The 15,315-nt window shown below is 55.4% G+C and carries 15 protein-coding genes; 4 read left to right on the top strand and 11 right to left on the bottom strand.

All coding sequences use genetic code 11. The features are described from left to right. Window positions 1-96: 96 nt before the first annotated feature. The 3 genes from WF513_RS10970 (at window position 97) to gloA (ending at window position 2,824) form a co-directional block, all read left to right on the top strand. Window positions 97-1,008 carry an OmpA family protein gene (locus WF513_RS10970; protein ID WP_339079404.1) on the top strand — a complete coding sequence of 304 codons (912 nt, stop codon included), beginning with the start codon at window positions 97-99 and terminating at the stop codon, window positions 1,006-1,008. A gap of 129 nt (window positions 1,009-1,137) precedes the next feature. After that, window positions 1,138-2,355, top strand: a complete 1,218-nt coding sequence (locus WF513_RS10965; RefSeq protein ID WP_339079403.1) for an argininosuccinate synthase — start codon at window positions 1,138-1,140, stop codon at window positions 2,353-2,355. Between the two features lie 76 nt (window positions 2,356-2,431). Next, a complete protein-coding gene (gloA, locus tag WF513_RS10960) occupies window positions 2,432-2,824 on the top strand; it encodes a lactoylglutathione lyase (RefSeq protein ID WP_339079402.1) in 393 nt (130 codons plus the stop codon). 55 nt (window positions 2,825-2,879) lie between these two features. Here gloA and WF513_RS10955 read toward each other — a convergent pair whose 3' ends face one another. The 11 genes from WF513_RS10955 to metG all read right to left on the bottom strand — a co-directional run bounded on the left by WF513_RS10955 (window position 2,880) and on the right by metG (window position 13,918). Beyond that, the gene (locus tag WF513_RS10955) at window positions 2,880-3,059 is read right to left on the bottom strand and encodes a hypothetical protein (protein WP_339079401.1); all 180 of its coding nucleotides are present in this window, start codon (window positions 3,057-3,059) and stop codon (window positions 2,880-2,882) included. A 107-nt stretch (window positions 3,060-3,166) separates the two neighbouring features. Next, a complete protein-coding gene (nth, locus tag WF513_RS10950; RefSeq protein ID WP_339079399.1) occupies window positions 3,167-3,805 on the bottom strand; it encodes an endonuclease III in 639 nt (212 codons plus the stop codon). Next, complete coding sequence (locus WF513_RS10945; protein WP_339079398.1) at window positions 3,802-4,515, bottom strand: electron transport complex subunit E; 714 nt, start codon at window positions 4,513-4,515, stop codon at window positions 3,802-3,804. The genes nth and WF513_RS10945 overlap by 4 nt, the downstream gene beginning before the upstream one ends. After that, window positions 4,508-5,149: an electron transport complex subunit RsxG gene (gene rsxG, locus WF513_RS10940; protein WP_339079397.1), complete on the bottom strand. Its 642-nt coding sequence runs from the start codon at window positions 5,147-5,149 to the stop codon at window positions 4,508-4,510. The genes WF513_RS10945 and rsxG overlap by 8 nt, the downstream gene beginning before the upstream one ends. 2 nt (window positions 5,150-5,151) lie before the next feature. After that, window positions 5,152-6,183: an RnfABCDGE type electron transport complex subunit D gene (locus WF513_RS10935; protein WP_339079396.1), complete on the bottom strand. Its 1,032-nt coding sequence runs from the start codon at window positions 6,181-6,183 to the stop codon at window positions 5,152-5,154. Between the two features lie 138 nt (window positions 6,184-6,321). Then, window positions 6,322-8,622, bottom strand: coding sequence for an electron transport complex subunit RsxC (gene rsxC / locus WF513_RS10930; RefSeq protein ID WP_339079395.1), 2,301 nt, complete (start codon window positions 8,620-8,622; stop codon window positions 6,322-6,324). Further along, window positions 8,619-9,194, bottom strand: coding sequence for an electron transport complex subunit RsxB (rsxB, locus tag WF513_RS10925; RefSeq protein ID WP_339079394.1), 576 nt, complete (start codon window positions 9,192-9,194; stop codon window positions 8,619-8,621). The genes rsxC and rsxB overlap by 4 nt, the downstream gene beginning before the upstream one ends. Continuing rightward, complete coding sequence (rsxA, locus tag WF513_RS10920; protein ID WP_339079393.1) at window positions 9,191-9,775, bottom strand: electron transport complex subunit RsxA; 585 nt, start codon at window positions 9,773-9,775, stop codon at window positions 9,191-9,193. The genes rsxB and rsxA overlap by 4 nt, the downstream gene beginning before the upstream one ends. Before the next feature lie 254 nt (window positions 9,776-10,029). Then, window positions 10,030-10,833: a 2OG-Fe(II) oxygenase gene (locus tag WF513_RS10915; RefSeq protein ID WP_339079392.1), complete on the bottom strand. Its 804-nt coding sequence runs from the start codon at window positions 10,831-10,833 to the stop codon at window positions 10,030-10,032. A 64-nt stretch (window positions 10,834-10,897) separates the two neighbouring features. Next, window positions 10,898-11,701 (bottom strand): glycosyltransferase, encoded by an 804-nt coding sequence (locus tag WF513_RS10910; protein WP_339079391.1) that lies wholly within the window; start codon window positions 11,699-11,701, stop codon window positions 10,898-10,900. Window positions 11,702-11,851: 150 nt separating this feature from the next. Then, window positions 11,852-13,918 (bottom strand): methionine--tRNA ligase, encoded by a 2,067-nt coding sequence (gene metG / locus WF513_RS10905; protein ID WP_339079390.1) that lies wholly within the window; start codon window positions 13,916-13,918, stop codon window positions 11,852-11,854. A gap of 202 nt (window positions 13,919-14,120) precedes the next feature. Here metG and apbC point away from each other — a divergent pair, with 202 nt between their 5' ends. Continuing rightward, window positions 14,121-15,212 carry an iron-sulfur cluster carrier protein ApbC gene (gene apbC / locus WF513_RS10900; RefSeq protein ID WP_339079389.1) on the top strand — a complete coding sequence of 364 codons (1,092 nt, stop codon included), beginning with the start codon at window positions 14,121-14,123 and terminating at the stop codon, window positions 15,210-15,212. Window positions 15,213-15,315: the final 103 nt, after the last annotated feature.

Here is a 15,315-nt window from a genome sequence, read left to right as displayed (position 1 = left end):
AGCAACGCAGCCTGCGCAACCACTATGGCGTGCGCCTCAAGTTTTTCGCATTGGCACCGATAGACACTGAGTAAGCCGTAATCCCCGGAGCCTGTCGTGCGACCCTATCCACTTGTGGTGCTGTGCCTGCTGGTCAGCCAGCCAGTTTTAGCTATCAGCTTCCAGACGCGTCTGGAGAAAATAGAGTGGCAGGTCGAAGGCGATCAGTTTGAGTGCCGTTTGTCGCAAGACATCACGGATTTTGGTTCTGGGGTATTTGTGCGCCGAGCGGGCGAGCGGGTGACATTTAGCTTGAAAGCCCGCGAGCGCTGGCTGGGTGCGGGCAACGCAACGTTATTGGCCGCCGCCGCCCCTTGGCAGCCAGGGCGCGGTGATATCAACCTCGGTTCGGTCAACGTGGTACCGGCTGAGGTGCTGTTCAACAGCTCTCAGGAGCAGGGCACGCGCCTGCTCACCGGTTTACTCGAAGGCCGCAGCCCTGTGGTGCGTCACCGCGCGGCGATGGGCGGTGATGCAGTTGAAGTGCGCCTGCTGCCCGCCAAATTCAAAAAGGCCTACCAAGACTACTTAGGTTGTACGGCCAAGCTGTTGCCGGTGAATTTCGATCAGGTGCGCAAAAGCTTGGTGGGATTTCCGGGTGGTGGTGTCGCGCTTGAACCATTGGCCCAAGCCAAATTGGACATCATCTTAAGTTTTCTTAAGGCCGACCCTAGCGTCAACCGTATCCAGTTGGACGGTCATGCTGACAACAGCGGTAATCGTCTGACTAACCGGGATCTGTCGCGCCGCCGAGCGCTGGCAGTGATGGAATACCTCAAGGCTAACGGCATTCCAGCCGAGCAAATCACCCTGCGTTTTCATGGGGAGCGTTATCCGCTGGTGCCGAATAACCAAGAAACTAATCGGGCAAAAAATCGCCGGGTGAACATCCTCCTCGACCGGGTGCCTGAAGCCGCAGTGCCGCCCACGCCAGCCGCCGCCACGGCGGACCCAGCCGCAACGTCCTAGCGTCTACTGTTAGCGCCATACCCAACGATTATCCGTCGCTTAGTCGTCACACGTTGTCGCGCCTCTGTAAATCAGGCGGCATGGGCAGTAGAATCATTGGTTTCCCGCACAACCCGTGGAGTTGATGGCATGGCCGACGTAAACAAGGTAGTTCTGGCATATTCCGGTGGCCTGGACACTTCGGTGATTCTTAAGTGGCTGCAAGACACCTATAACTGTGAAGTAGTGACCTTCACCGCCGACCTTGGCCAAGGCGAGGAAGTTGAGCCAGCACGCGCTAAGGCTCAGGCCATGGGCGTTAAGGAAATCTACATCGATGACCTGCGTGAAGAATTTGTCCGCGATTTCGTCTACCCGATGTTCCGCGCCAACACCGTCTACGAAGGCGAATACCTGCTGGGCACCTCCATTGCTCGCCCGCTGATTGCCAAGCGCTTGATTGAGATCGCTAACGAAACCGGCGCCGACGCCATCTCCCACGGCGCGACCGGCAAAGGCAACGACCAAGTGCGTTTCGAGCTGGGTGCCTATGCCCTCAAACCTGGTGTAAAAGTGATTGCGCCTTGGCGCGAATGGGATTTGCTCTCTCGCGAGAAGTTGATGGACTACGCCGAAAAGCACGCCATCCCGATCGAGCGTCACGGTAAGAAAAAATCGCCGTATTCCATGGATGCCAACCTGCTGCACATCTCCTATGAAGGCGGTGTGCTGGAAGACACTTGGACTGAGCACGAAGAAGACATGTGGAAGTGGACTGTCTCGCCTGAAGCGGCGCCGGACACTGCGACCTATATCGAGCTGACTTACCGCGCCGGTGACATTGTCGCCATCGACGGTAAAGACATGAGTCCAGCCACCGTGTTGGCTGAGCTGAACCGCATCGGCGGCCTCAACGGCATCGGCCGTCTGGACATCGTTGAGAACCGCTTTGTCGGTATGAAGTCCCGTGGCTGCTACGAGACGCCGGGCGGCACCATCATGCTCAAAGGCCACCGCGCTATTGAGTCGATCACCTTGGACCGCGAAGTCGCTCACCTGAAAGACGAGCTGATGCCCAAATATGCCAGCCTGATTTACAACGGTTTCTGGTGGAGCCCAGAGCGTCTGATGCTGCAACAGATGATCGACGCCTCCCAAGCCAACGTGAACGGTGTGGTGCGTATGAAACTGTACAAGGGCAATGTGATCATCACCGGTCGTAAGTCCGATGATTCGCTGTTCGACGCCACAATCGCGACCTTTGAAGAAGACGGCGGCGCCTACAACCAGGCTGACGCGGGTGGTTTTATCAAGCTCAACGCTCTGCGCATGCGCATTGCGGCGGGTAAAGGGCGCAAGATGCTCTGATAGACTTGAGCGTCCAAGCCCTAACGAACCCCGGCCATAAGCCGGGGTTTGTCTTTACACCATAAGGAGAGACCTGATGAGACTGCTGCATACCATGCTACGCGTCGGCGATATGGATAAATCCATCGCGTTCTACACCGAGGTACTGGGCATGACCCTATTGCGTCGCAAGGACTATCCAGAAGGGCAGTTCACCTTGGCATTTGTCGGTTACGGCGATGAGGCGCACAACAGCGTGATCGAGCTGACCCATAACTGGGGTGTTGAGGGCTACGAGCTGGGTACTGGCTACGGTCACATCGCCCTAGAGGTGGCGGATGTTTACAAGGCCTGTGAAGACATTCGCACGCGCGGCGGCAAGATCACCCGCGAGCCTGGGCCGATGAAGCACGGCAGCAGCATCCTAGCCTTTGTCGAAGACCCAGACGGCTACAAGATTGAGCTGTTGTCGCCTTCACGTGGCGACTGAGTTTTCTGCATAAAAAAAAGCCCCGCATCGCTGCGGGGCTTTTTGTTGGCCTTGGCTACAAATCAAAGTCGTATTCGGAGAGTTGCCTGTTCAGGCGGCGCTCATCGAGTAGGTTATCGATGACGCGACGCTTAGCTAGGTTGGTTTTGGCCACTTCAACGGGCGCCTCGACTTCTTCTGCCTCTTCGGCCACAAAATCTTCATCGAGCTCAAGATCTTCTTTATCAGTGCTCATGTGTTTCACTCCAGGCTACAAGGGCCAAGTGCGCACCTTATAGCCGCAAAAGCAGGGCAGGTAAAAAAGATTTTTTCAATCGACTCATTGAGTCGCTGAATGGTCGCTCAATCGTCGCCGGTTTTCTGCTTGTATTCGCACAGGTCTTCGATGCGGCAGCTGCCACAACGTGGCTTGCGGGCCTGGCACACGTAGCGGCCATGCAGGATGAGCCAGTGGTGGGAGTCGAGAAGAAATTGCTTGGGCACATGCTTCATCAGCTTGGTCTCTACCTCCACAACATTTTTGCCAGGGGCGATGCCGGTGCGGTTGCTGACGCGGAAAATATGCGTGTCCACCGCCATGGCCAGCTGGCGGAACGCTGTATTTAGCACCACGTTGGCCGTTTTGTGGCCTACACCCGGCAGTGCTTCAAGTTCCTCGCGGGTTTCGGGTACCTGACTGCCATGGCGTTCAATCAGTAAGCGGCAGGTCTCAATCACGTTCTTAGCTTTGCTGTTATAGAGGCCGATGGTCTTGATGTACTCACTCAAACCGGCAACGCCCAAGGCATAAATAGCCTCGGGTGTATTGGCCACTGGGTAGAGCTTGGCCGTGGCTTTGTTGACGCTCACATCGGTGGCCTGGGCTGAGAGCGTAACGGCAATCAGTAATTCGAAAGGCGAACTGTAAGCCAGCTCGGTTTTTGGCTCGGGGTTGTCTTCGTGCAGCCGCCGAAAAATTTCTAAGCGCTTAGCCGCGTTCACTCGATCACTCCTGTCACCCGCACGCGGCGACTCTGTGCGGGCGCGGCCACTTGCTGAGCTTTAGCGCGCTCGGTTAGCACCTCATCCATGCGGTTTTTACAGGCAATCAGTAAACCGAGGACGATAAATGCACCCGGCGGCAGGATGGCCAGCAGGAAACCTTTATATTCTGGGATCAAGGTGAGCTGCCAGTTGGCGGCCATAGGGCCGAACAGCAAATGCATATTGGCAAACACCGCGCCGGTACCAAACAGCTCGCGTAGCGCACCAATCATCACCAGAACTACGCCAAAGCCAAGGCCCATCATGAGCCCGTCGTAGGCGGCGCGGGCCGGGTCATGCTTGGCTGCAAAGCCATCGGCGCGGCCTAGGATTACGCAGTTAGTGGTAATCAACGGAATAAAGATGCCGAGTATTTGATACAGCTCATAGGTGAAGGCCTGCATCAGCAACTCGATGCAGGTGGTCAGCGCGGCGATGATCATCACAAAGGCTGGCAAGCGCACCGCGGTGTTGACCACGCCGCGCACCAGTGACACTGCGGTGTTGGAACAGATCAGCACCAGCGCACTGGCCAGGGCAAGGCCAAGGGCATTTACCGCTGAGTTACTCACCCCCAGCAGCGGACAAAGACCGAGCAGCTGAACCAGTGCGGGGTTGTTCTTCCACAGGCCGTTTAGGGTGATCTCGCGGTAGCTGGGGTTAGCCATTGGACTTCACCTGGGGTGCGAACAGTTGTTGCTGGTTGGCGTCGAAATACTGCAAAGCCTTGTGCACGGCTTTGACCACCGCGCGCGGAGTAATGGTGGCACCCGCAAACTGGTCGAATTCACCGCGATCTTTCTTCACCGCCCAGCCATCCTCGTTCGGGTTGCTCAGCGATTTGCCATCAAAGCTGCGGATCCAGGCGCTTTTAGCCAGATCAATTTTATCGCCAAGCCCAGGCGTTTCCCGATGAGTGAGCACGCGCACACCGGCTAATCGACCATCAGCCCGGATGCCGACCAATAACTGGATAATGCCACTGTAGCCGTCCGGTGCAGTGGCGCGCAGGATCACTGCGCTGGGTTTGCCGTCTTTCAGGGCGATGTAGGCGGTCTGCGGCGACTTGCTGCCCAGCAGTGGGTCATGCAGTTGCAGGCTGTTGTCGAGCAGGTAATTGTCATAGCTGCCCATCGGTAAAATTTCACTCAGCGCGCGTACCTGAGCCGCGCGCTGCGCCGTGGCGATGCGTTCAGCCGTGGCCTGTTGCAGCACAGCCACCAGGCCCACGGTGGTAATGGCGAATAGCCCGAGCACGAGGGCGTTCTTGAGCATCGAGCGGCTTATTTCAGGCAGGGCCATGGTTACTCTCCCAGCTTAAAGCCGCGCGTCGGTTTGCGGTGGCCGTAAGTGCGCGGCCTCGTGTAGTAATCGATGGTCGGCGCTGCCAGGTTCATCAGTAGCACGGCGAAAGCGAGGCCATCTGGGTAGCCGCCCCAAGCGCGAATCACATATACCAGCACGCCAACGCCGACACCAAAGATCAGCCGGCCAAGGTTGCTGGTCGCACCGCTGACCGGGTCGGTGACGATAAAGAACGCCCCGAGCATGGTCGCGCCGGTCAGCAGATGAAACAGCGGCGAGCCGTTGGAGTCTGAGCCAGAGCCGTTCCAGAACACCAGGCTCATAACCGCCAGTGCCGCGAGCATGCCGACTGGCGCGTGCCAGGTGAATAGGCGTTTGTGCAGCAGGTACAGCCCGCCCGCCAGGAAGGCCATGTTGACGGCTTCACTGGCTGCGCCGCCGAGATAGCCGAATGCTGGGTTTTGTGCCCACAACTCATCCAGGGTCAGGCTTTTATTGACTTTTAGTGCATCCAGCGCGGTGGCTTGAGCCCAGCCATCGGGCAGAGCGGCGATGCCGAAAATTTGCTGCAAGCCATCGAGCATGCCTACCGTATGCGGTGCCGGCCAACGGGTCATCTCCAACGGAAATGAGATCAGCACCACGACGTAGCCGAGCATCGCCGGGTTAAAGGGGTTTTGCCCAAGGCCGCCGTACAGTTGTTTGCCCAGCACCACAGCAAAGCCGGTGGCGACGAGGGTCAGCCACCAAGGCGAGTAGGGCGGCAGCGCCAGTGCCAGTAATACGGCCGTGACGAGGATGCTGTAGTCCTTCAGAAAGAACAGCACTGGGCGCTTGCGCAGCGCCAAGATGGCCGCTTCAAAACCTAAGGCGCAGACGCTGGCCCAGAGCAGATTAATCAGCGTGCCGGCGCCGAATAGCCACGTCAGCGCAAGAATGCCCGGCAGTGTGGCCAGCATCACCTGCAGCATTACTTGCTGAGTGCGGTTGCTGCCCTTGGCGTGGGGCGAGGTGATGCGGGGCAGGGCCATTAGCGCTCCGGTCGATTGTCTTGCTGTGCATGGCGTTATCGCGCCACTCGCTGCTTTGTAGCCCGGATGTAATCCGGGGAAATTCTTGGCGCCATTTGTTGCCGCGAACCGGGGGCGCTGCCTTGGATTGTATCCGGGCTACATCTGGTGTTCGGTCAGTTTGTGTTCGGCATCGGCTAGGCGAACACGCGCCTGCTCCAGAGAATCGGGGGCTGCATTTTCATCACGTTCGAGTTTGCGCAAATCTGCGCGGGCAAAAGCCACTTCGGTTTTCAAGGTGCGGGTGGTTTCATCAATCGGCTGCTTGTCGGTACGCAGCAACTCGGGCGCAGGTTTGCCACTTGTGTCTTCCGCGTGATGCAGCGCTTGCTCGGCAGCAGCTAAGGCTGCGCGCAGAGGGCTAAGTGCAGCGTCATTGGTACCGACCTTCTCGGCTTTTCTGAGCTCGGCGCGTTTCATTGCCAGTTCTATTTTGGCTTTTTTCAGTAAGTCAGCAGCGTCTATACCAACTGTTTTTACCGGCGCAGCGGGTGCTGGTGTGTTGATGCGGGCCAGCAGTTGTTCAGCTGCATCGAGTTGGCTACGCAGCTGCTGCAATTGGCTCTGCTGCTCGTCGCTGGGCGCTTCTAGTTTTTCCAGCTTGCGCACTTGAGCACGCAGCATGGCGGCATCGATTTTAATTTTCTTTAGCTCAACATCATTGGCAACCGGTGCAACCGGCGGTGCTGGCGGATGGGCAGCAATAAACGTATCAAGAGTGTGTTGGGCAGTCGCGGCAGCGCTGCGCAGCTCGTCAACTTGGGCCTGCAACTCGGCGCTGGCGTGAGTGAGCAGTTGTTTTTCTGCTTTTTTCAGTGCGACTTGGGCCATGCTGGCTTCGATTTTGAGTTTCTTTTGCTCATCGCTAAGCCCAGCTGGTTTGGCTGCTGCTGAGCCACTGCTGTCTAGCGGTGATGCAGCCTGTGCTTGGGTCGCCTTGGCCTGTGCAGCGTTGGCGGCGCGGGCTTGGCGTTCAGCTTCCTTCTGCTCGTCAGCGCGGCGCAGGCGCTCTTGGCGCAGCTCAAAGCGCTGTTTCGATTGTTCAGCCTTGAGTTGCTTTTGCTCCAACTCGCGAATCTCGCCTTTAGCGGCGCGGTAGTACTGCACCAGTGGGATATTCGAGGGGCAGACATAGGCGCATGCGCCACATTCGATGCAGTCAAACAGGTTATGCGCTTTGAGCTGCTCGTGCTCTTGGCCGATGGCGAAAAAATGCAGTTGTTGCGGCAATAAGCTAACTGGGCACGCTTGTGCGCACTCACCGCAGCGGATGCACGGCATAGCGGGCGGCGGAGCTGGCAGCTCGTTAGTGGTCGATGCCAGCAAGCAATTGGTAGTTTTGATCAGCGGCACGCTGAAGTCGGACAGGGTAAAGCCCATCATCGGGCCGCCCATGATCAGCCGGTTCAGCTTGGCTTGATCCAGGCCGGCAAATTCAAGCAGTTCACATACCGGTGTGCCCAGCAGCACCTCGACATTCATCGGCCGCGCCAAGGCTTCACCCGTGAGGGTGGTGATGCGTGAGATCAACGGTTTGCCGTGAATCACCGCATCATAGATGGCCACGCAAGTGCCGACGTTGTGGCACAGCATGCCGATGTCTGCCGGCAGGCCGCCACTTGGCACTTCTACGCCGGTGAGGATCTGGATCAGCTGTTTCTCGCCGCCGGAGGGATACTTGGTTGGGAACACCTTGAGTTGATAGTTGCGTTCAGCCAACGCGACACGCACTGCGGCGATGGCTTCGGGCTTATTGTCTTCGATGCCGATCAGCACCTGATCCGGCTGGATCAGCTTGACCAAGATATCAATACCGCCGATCAGCTCGCTGGCACATTCACGCATCAACAGGTCATCGGCAGTGATGTAGGGCTCGCATTCAGTGCCGTTGATTATCAGCGTGTGGATTTTCTGTGTAGGTCGCGCGTTGAGTTTGACGGCGGTGGGGAAGCCCGCACCGCCTAAGCCGCTGATGCCGGCTTGACGAATCAGCTCTATCAGGGCGCTGTTATCCAGCGGCTGATAGTCCGGGTAGGGCGTCAGCGTGCACCACTGCTCGACGCCGTCACTGTCGATAACGATCGCTGGGGCGGGCATGCCAGAGGCATGCGGGTAAGATTGCGGGCCAATAAAGCTCACGGTGCCGGACGTTGGCGCATGCACGGGTACGCTGACAAAACCATTTGCAGCCGCAATCAGCTGACCTTTGAGCACGCGCTCGCCCACCCCAACCACAGGCTCGGCAGGTGCGCCAATATGTTGGTTGAGTGGCACTATCAGGCGCTTAGGCAGCGGCGCTGACTGAATGGGCGTGCGGTTTGACAGTTGCTTGTGCTCAGCGGGGTGAATGCCGCCGGGTATGTCCCAAATCTGCCCGTCAGGGGTGTGCGCTGCGCTCATGCCGCGTGCTCCCGGTCGCTGACAATTAATTGCCCTAGGGCCAGCGGCTTTTCCCATTTCCAGCTCTGCACCGTGCTACCCACTTCGATCATGTCGATGCAATCCACCGGGCAGGGTTCGACGCACAGGTCGCAGCCGGTGCATTCGCTGACAATGACGGTGTGCATTTGTTTAGCCGCGCCGAGGATGGCATCGACCGGGCAAGCCTGGATGCACTTGGTGCAGCCGATGCATTCGGCTTCGCGGATGTAGGCGACCATTTGCGGCTTTTCGCCCTCTACAGCGTCCAGCGGTTCGACCTCAACGTCGAGCAAGTCGGCCAAGGCCTGAATAGTCGCCTCGCCACCGGGTGGGCATTTATTGATCTTGTCGCCGCCGGCAATCGCCTCGGCATAAGGCTTACAACCGGGATAGCCGCATTGACCACACTGAGTTTGCGGCAGCAAAGCGTTGATCTGTTCGGCAATCGGGTTGCCTTCAACCTTGAAGCGCACAGCGGCGAAACCCAGGATGGCACCCGCCACGAGGCACAAAGCGAGCAGCGCCAGAACGGCGATCAACACCACGTTCATAGCTTGATCAGCCCGGTAAAGCCCATAAATGCTAGGGACATTAGCCCCGCAGTGATCATGCCGATGGCCGCGCCCTGAAAAGATTTCGGCACGTCAGCAATCGCAATACGTTCACGCATGGCGGCGAACAGCACTAACACCAGGGAGAAACCGAGACCGGCAGCAAAGCCATTAGCGGTGGCGGTGATAAAGGTGAATTCGGCCTTGTTGGCGTTGAGCAGGGCCACGCCTAGGACAATACAATTGGTGGTGATCAGCGGCAGGAAGATACCCAGCACGCGGTACAGCAGTGGACTGGTTTTATTCACCACCATCTCGGTGAACTGCACCACCACAGCAATCACCAGAATAAAGCTGATGGTGCGCAGGTATTCGATGTCCAGCGGTTTGAGCACGTAATGCTGCACCAAGTAGCTGCACATGGCGGCCAAGGTCAGGACGAAGGTGGTGGCCAGCGACAAGCCAATCGCCGTCTCAATTTTCTTGGAAACACCCATAAACGGGCACAAACCAAGAAACTGGACCAACACGAAGTTGTTAACCAGGATGGCGCTGACCATGATCAAGGCGAGTTCGGTCATTGCAGGTTCCGTTGGTGAGCCGCGCAGGCTGAAGAAACAGTGCAGCTATTATCGGGAACTGGGCCTATGCAGACAAGCACGATAGCTTTTATGAAGGTGCTGCCCTAGGCATTTTCGCTAACCTTAGATGCGCAGCTCCCACATCATGGAGCGCTTACAGTAATCATCACTCAGCAGCTGTGCTTGTATAAATCAACGCTCACAGTTGCTAACGCAAGAGTTGCCTATCAGTGGCACGGTGTGAGAGTAATTTGTTAATTCTTATTTTTCATAAGTTTATTTATGTAATATTTAAGGCTAAAGCGATCTTTAGGGCGTGGTTTGTAATGGGTTTTATTACGTTGTTTAACCTCAGTGAGGTTGTTGGGTGAGGTGTAATAATAAAGTGCAATTGATTTCCGGGTAATATGTTCTGGGCTTGTTAGGGGTTCTGGGTGGCCATGGTTACTGTCCTTATCCGTGTTGAAAATTACGCAACGATTATAAATCGGAAGTGCCCGCTTAAGGCATGTTTTCATCTGCTTGTCCCACAACTCTAAGTTGCCACCGTATTCTTCCTGCCAGTCTTTGTTAAGGTAAATAATGACATTTATTCGGCGTTCTATATTCAGTTTTTTATTAATTCTGAAATCTGAGTGTACGCCTAGGAAGCCGCCGGTCTTAGTCTCGTGCAAGCCGCCGCCAATAAAGTAAGGGTCTGGTATCAAACCATCGATACCAGTGAGTTTTTCGATAAATTGCAACATGCCCGCTGAGTTGAAGGCGGCAAATATATTTTTTAGCTGGGGTGAGCATTGGTTGGGGTTGATCTGCCGCTTGTGCTGACCTTTATAGCCGCGCTCATAAAGCATGTCGGTGTTTGCTTGCTCAAGTGGGAAGTTAGAATGAATACAATCTATTAAGTCTTCTGGTAAAAAATTATCAATCACGATATGAGGGAATGGCTGCGCCTGAGTGTAAGTAGAGTTAAGTGATAGGCCAAATGCACAGGCATCTTCTGTATTAAAATCAAGTTGATTATCGAGGCTGATGGGTAAAGTTTTGATTGATGAGTTCATTAGCGCTCCAGAAGATAATAAAGGGCTGCGGCTGTCGGCAAGTTAAATAAATAGTCGTGATCTGCTATTTATTATTTTTGTTAAGGCGCTCGAGGATTTTTTCATACATCTTCGTTCTCCTATGGTTTGCGCCATAGCCCCCCGCCGCTGAAACTGTTCCAGACTGGATGTGATCTAGGTAGGCAAAGATCTTGCGAGGCCATAAGAATTTAATGGTATATCCCAGCGCAACCATTCTATCTTGTAGCTCATAACCGGGCACGCGCTCATCCATCAAGAAATGCAGGTCATGTTGTTTCATGAGTTTAGCATTCCACAGCGTGCAGAAACTTTTCAAGTAAATCTCGCGATAGGGTTTTGGTTGTTTAGAGGCTAATCCCCAGGCTAATTTTAACCGCCTGAAGTGATGCTTGCAAAACCGAGAGCTTAAGCGCCATGCGCTGCGTAGATAGCCGCGATCTATTTGTTCAACGCAACCAACCGCTGCAACAATTGCTTCATCTTGGCATTTGCTGAGCAGCATAGAAAATACGTTTTTGTCAAAGATAAACGTGTCAGTATGCAGTAGTAGTAAATATTTTGTATTAATACGGTCAAGGATCATATCAAGCGCTCTGCCGTGTGCGATATGACCGACTTCAGGTGCCACGGCGGTTCTTTCTATCAGGTTTATCCAGTCCAATTGTCTCAAGTACTCGGTACTTTCATCAGCGGAGTAATTATCAACTACCCATACCGGAACATTGCTGTTGCCCAAGTGCTGGCGCAGTAAGTCTAAGCATATCTTGGTCATTTCTTGAGTCTTGTAATTGACCAGTGCAATACTTAGAACAGGGGTTTGCGCAGAGGATAAATTCGTGTGATTCATTGCTGGAGAACTCAGTAATGGCTTTGAATTAGGCTTGGATATGTGTTTTTTTTTGAGTAATCAACGCTAACCAGTCGCTGGCCGAACTATTCGCATTCAGGCCCTCACTTTTTATTCAATTTTTTAGAGGGGCCAGTGAATCCGCTTAATTTACTTAACCCGCTGCCCCGGTTTAGCGCCGCTGTCGGGACTGAGCAGGTAGATCTCTTCACCGCCAGGACCGGCTGCCAGCACCATACCTTCCGAAACGCCGAACTTCATCTTGCGTGCAGCCAGGTTGGCCACGTACAGGGTCATACGGCCCTCAAGTTTGCTCGGGTCCGGGTAGGCGCTCTTAATGCCGCTGAACACGTTACGTTTGGCATCGCCGATATCCAGGGTCAGGCGCAGCAATTTGTCGGCACCTTCAACAAGCTCGCACTTTTCAATCAGTGCGATCCGCAGGTCTACAGCGGCGAATGCATCAAAGGCGATCTCAGCGGCCAACGGGTCTTTAGTCAACTCGCCGTTACCTGCAACTGCTTCAGCTGTTGCTGCGGATGTTGCAACGGCTTGGTCTGACGCGGTTAGGTCTTCTTTGGACGCGGCAACCATGGCCTCGACTTTCGCCGGCTCAATACGAGTGAGTAGGGCATTGAAGGGGTTAAGTTGATGGTCGGCCAACAGGTACTTATGGTCGTCCCAAGTCAATGGAGCGACATTGAGGAAGGCTTCGGCGTCTTTGGCCAGTTGTGGCAACACCGGCTTTAGGAAAATCACCAGCTGCCGGAACAGGTTGATGCCCAGTGCGCAGATGGCCTGCACCTCAGCTTCCTTACCTTCTTGCTTATTAAGCGACCAAGGCGCCTTGTCGGCGATCCACGCATTAGCACGGTCTGCCAATGCCATGATTTCGCGCATGGCGCGGGCAAAATCTCGGGCCTCGTAGGCTTCAGCAATAGAGGGTGTGGCCGCACCAAAGGCATCAGTTAGCTCGGGGGCAATGTTGCCCGCCAAAAGCAGGCCATTATTGCCTTTGTGGATAAAACCAGCGCAGCGGCTGGCGATATTCACCACTTTTCCAACCAGATCGGAGTTGACCTTTTGGATAAAGTCTTCAAGGTTCAGGTCAAGGTCATCGACGCCACGGCCCAGCTTGGCGGCGTAGTAGTAACGCAGGTATTCCGGATTGAGGTAGTCCAGGTAGGTGCGCGCCTTGATAAAGGTGCCGCGCGACTTCGACATTTTCTGCCCATTGACCGTCAGGTAGCCGTGTACGGCGACTGCGGTTGGCTTGCGGTAGCCGGCGCCTTCGAGCATGGCTGGCCAGAACAGGGTGTGAAAGTTGACGATATCTTTGCCGATAAAGTGGTACAGCTCGGCAGTCGAATCTTTGCCCCAGAAGGCATGAAAATCCAGTTCCGGGCGTTTGCCGCACAGGTTTTTAAAGCTAGCCATATAGCCGATAGGCGCATCCAGCCAGACGTAGAAATATTTTCCAGGCTCGTCGGGGATTTCAAAGCCGAAGTAGGGTGCATCGCGGCTGATGTCCCACTCCTGCAAGCCGGAATCCAGCCATTCAGCAATCTTATTGGCGACAGCGTCTTGCAATGCGCCGCTGCGGGTCCAGCTTTTCAGCATGGCCTCAAAATCAGGCAGCTTAAAAAAGAAGTGCTTGGAATCGCGCAACACGGGTACAGCACCGGAGATGGCTGAGCGCGGATTTTTCAGCTCGGTGGGCTCATAGGTGGCGCCGCATTTCTCGCAGTTATCGCCATATTGGTCTTCTGCTGCGCACTTGGGGCATGTGCCTTTGATAAAGCGGTCGGCGAGAAACATACCTTTTTCAGGGTCGAAGTACTGCGTCACCGAGCGCGTAGCGATATGGCCTTTATCGCGCAGGGCCAAGTAAATAGATGCGGACAGTTCGCGGTTTTCATCCGAATGAGTGGAGTGATAGTTATCGAAATTCACCCCGAAATCGGCGAAATCCGCGGTGTGCTCAGCCTGCACATTGGCGATTAGCTGTTCTGGCGTGATGCCTTCTTTCTCGGCACGCAGCATGATCGCTGAGCCATGAGCGTCGTCGGCACACACATAGATAGCCTGGTTGCCGCGCAATTTCTGGTAGCGCACCCACATGTCGGTCTGGACGTATTCGAGCATATGGCCAAGGTGGATCGAGCCGTTGGCATAGGGTAGGGCGCTGGTAACAAGAATATTGCGGGCTTGGCTCATGGGGATTGGCTGCACTGGTAACTCAGAGAAGCCGATAACTATATAGCGGCAGAGGATATTTTTCACCCTCGCGCAGGCAATGCCAGGCGCTATGCGCATTATGGATACTGCGTTGCGGGCTCGTTTGCGCGCAGGTGCACGTCTAGCTGCTTGGCCTGGGGTAATATACCCACCTGTTTTACTCAGTCTTTCGGAGTCTTTCATGAGTGTCATTACCCGCGCAGCGGTCGAGGCCGTGTTATCCCAATACACCGATCCCCATTTGAATCAGGATCCGGTCAGCGCCGGTTGCGTGCGTGAGGTGGATATCCGCGGTGGCGAAGTCAGGGTGCGCCTGCAGTTGGGCTATGCCGCTGGGCTGTTCAAAAGCGGCTGGGCGCAGATGCTGCAAATGGCTCTTGAGAGCCTCGATGGCGTCGAGCACGCTCACGTGCAGGTCGACTGCGTAATTGAGGCGCATAAAGCTCAGGATCAAGTTGCTGCGCTGGCCAATGTAAAGAATGTGATTGCCGTTGCGTCGGGTAAGGGTGGGGTGGGCAAATCGACGACGGCGGCCAATTTGGCACTGGCGCTGGCGCGCGAAGGGGCCAAGGTCGGCATTCTTGATGCGGATATCTACGGCCCCAGCCAGGGCATTATGTTCGGCATTCCCGAAGGCACGCGGCCACAGATTAAAGATCAAAAATGGTTTGTGCCGCTTAAAGCCCACGGTGTGGAAGTGATGTCCATGGCCTTTCTTACCGACGAAAATACCCCGGTGGTGTGGCGCGGGCCGATGGTCTCAGGGGCTCTGTTGCAGTTGGTCACGCAGACCGCCTGGGGTGATCTGGATTATTTGGTGGTCGACATGCCGCCCGGCACTGGAGACATCCAGCTGACCCTCGCGCAGAAGGTGCCCGTAGCTGGCGCGGTGATCGTTACCACACCACAAGACTTGGCTCTATTAGATGCCAAGAAAGGTGTGGAGATGTTCCGCAAAGTGAATATCCCCGTGCTGGGTGTGGTGGAAAATATGGCGGTACACATTTGCTCGAATTGTGGCCATGCCGAGCATCTTTTTGGTGAAGGGGGCGGCGAAAAGCTTGCGGCGCAATTTGGCGTTGATTTACTGGCTTCATTACCATTGTCGATGGCTATTCGCATGCAGTCTGATGGCGGCAAGCCCACCACAGTGGCCGATCCGCAAAGCCAGATCGCCATGATCTATCAGGAAATTGCCCGCAACGTTGGCGCACGCATTGCCCATGGCGGTGCGCAGCAAGTGATGCCGAGTATCATGGTGAGTGAAGATTAAGCCCTGTTGCCACGCGCACGTTGCGCGTGGCAAGGCTCGATTTGGAAAGTTAACGGCCATAAAAAAGCCCCGCACGAGGCAGGGCTTTTTATCAAGCGGGGTT

The organism is Pseudomonas sp. TMP9, from assembly GCF_037943105.1.
Classification (GTDB): Bacteria; Pseudomonadota; Gammaproteobacteria; order Pseudomonadales; family Pseudomonadaceae; genus Aquipseudomonas.
This window is presented reverse-complemented; position numbering and strand designations above follow the sequence as displayed.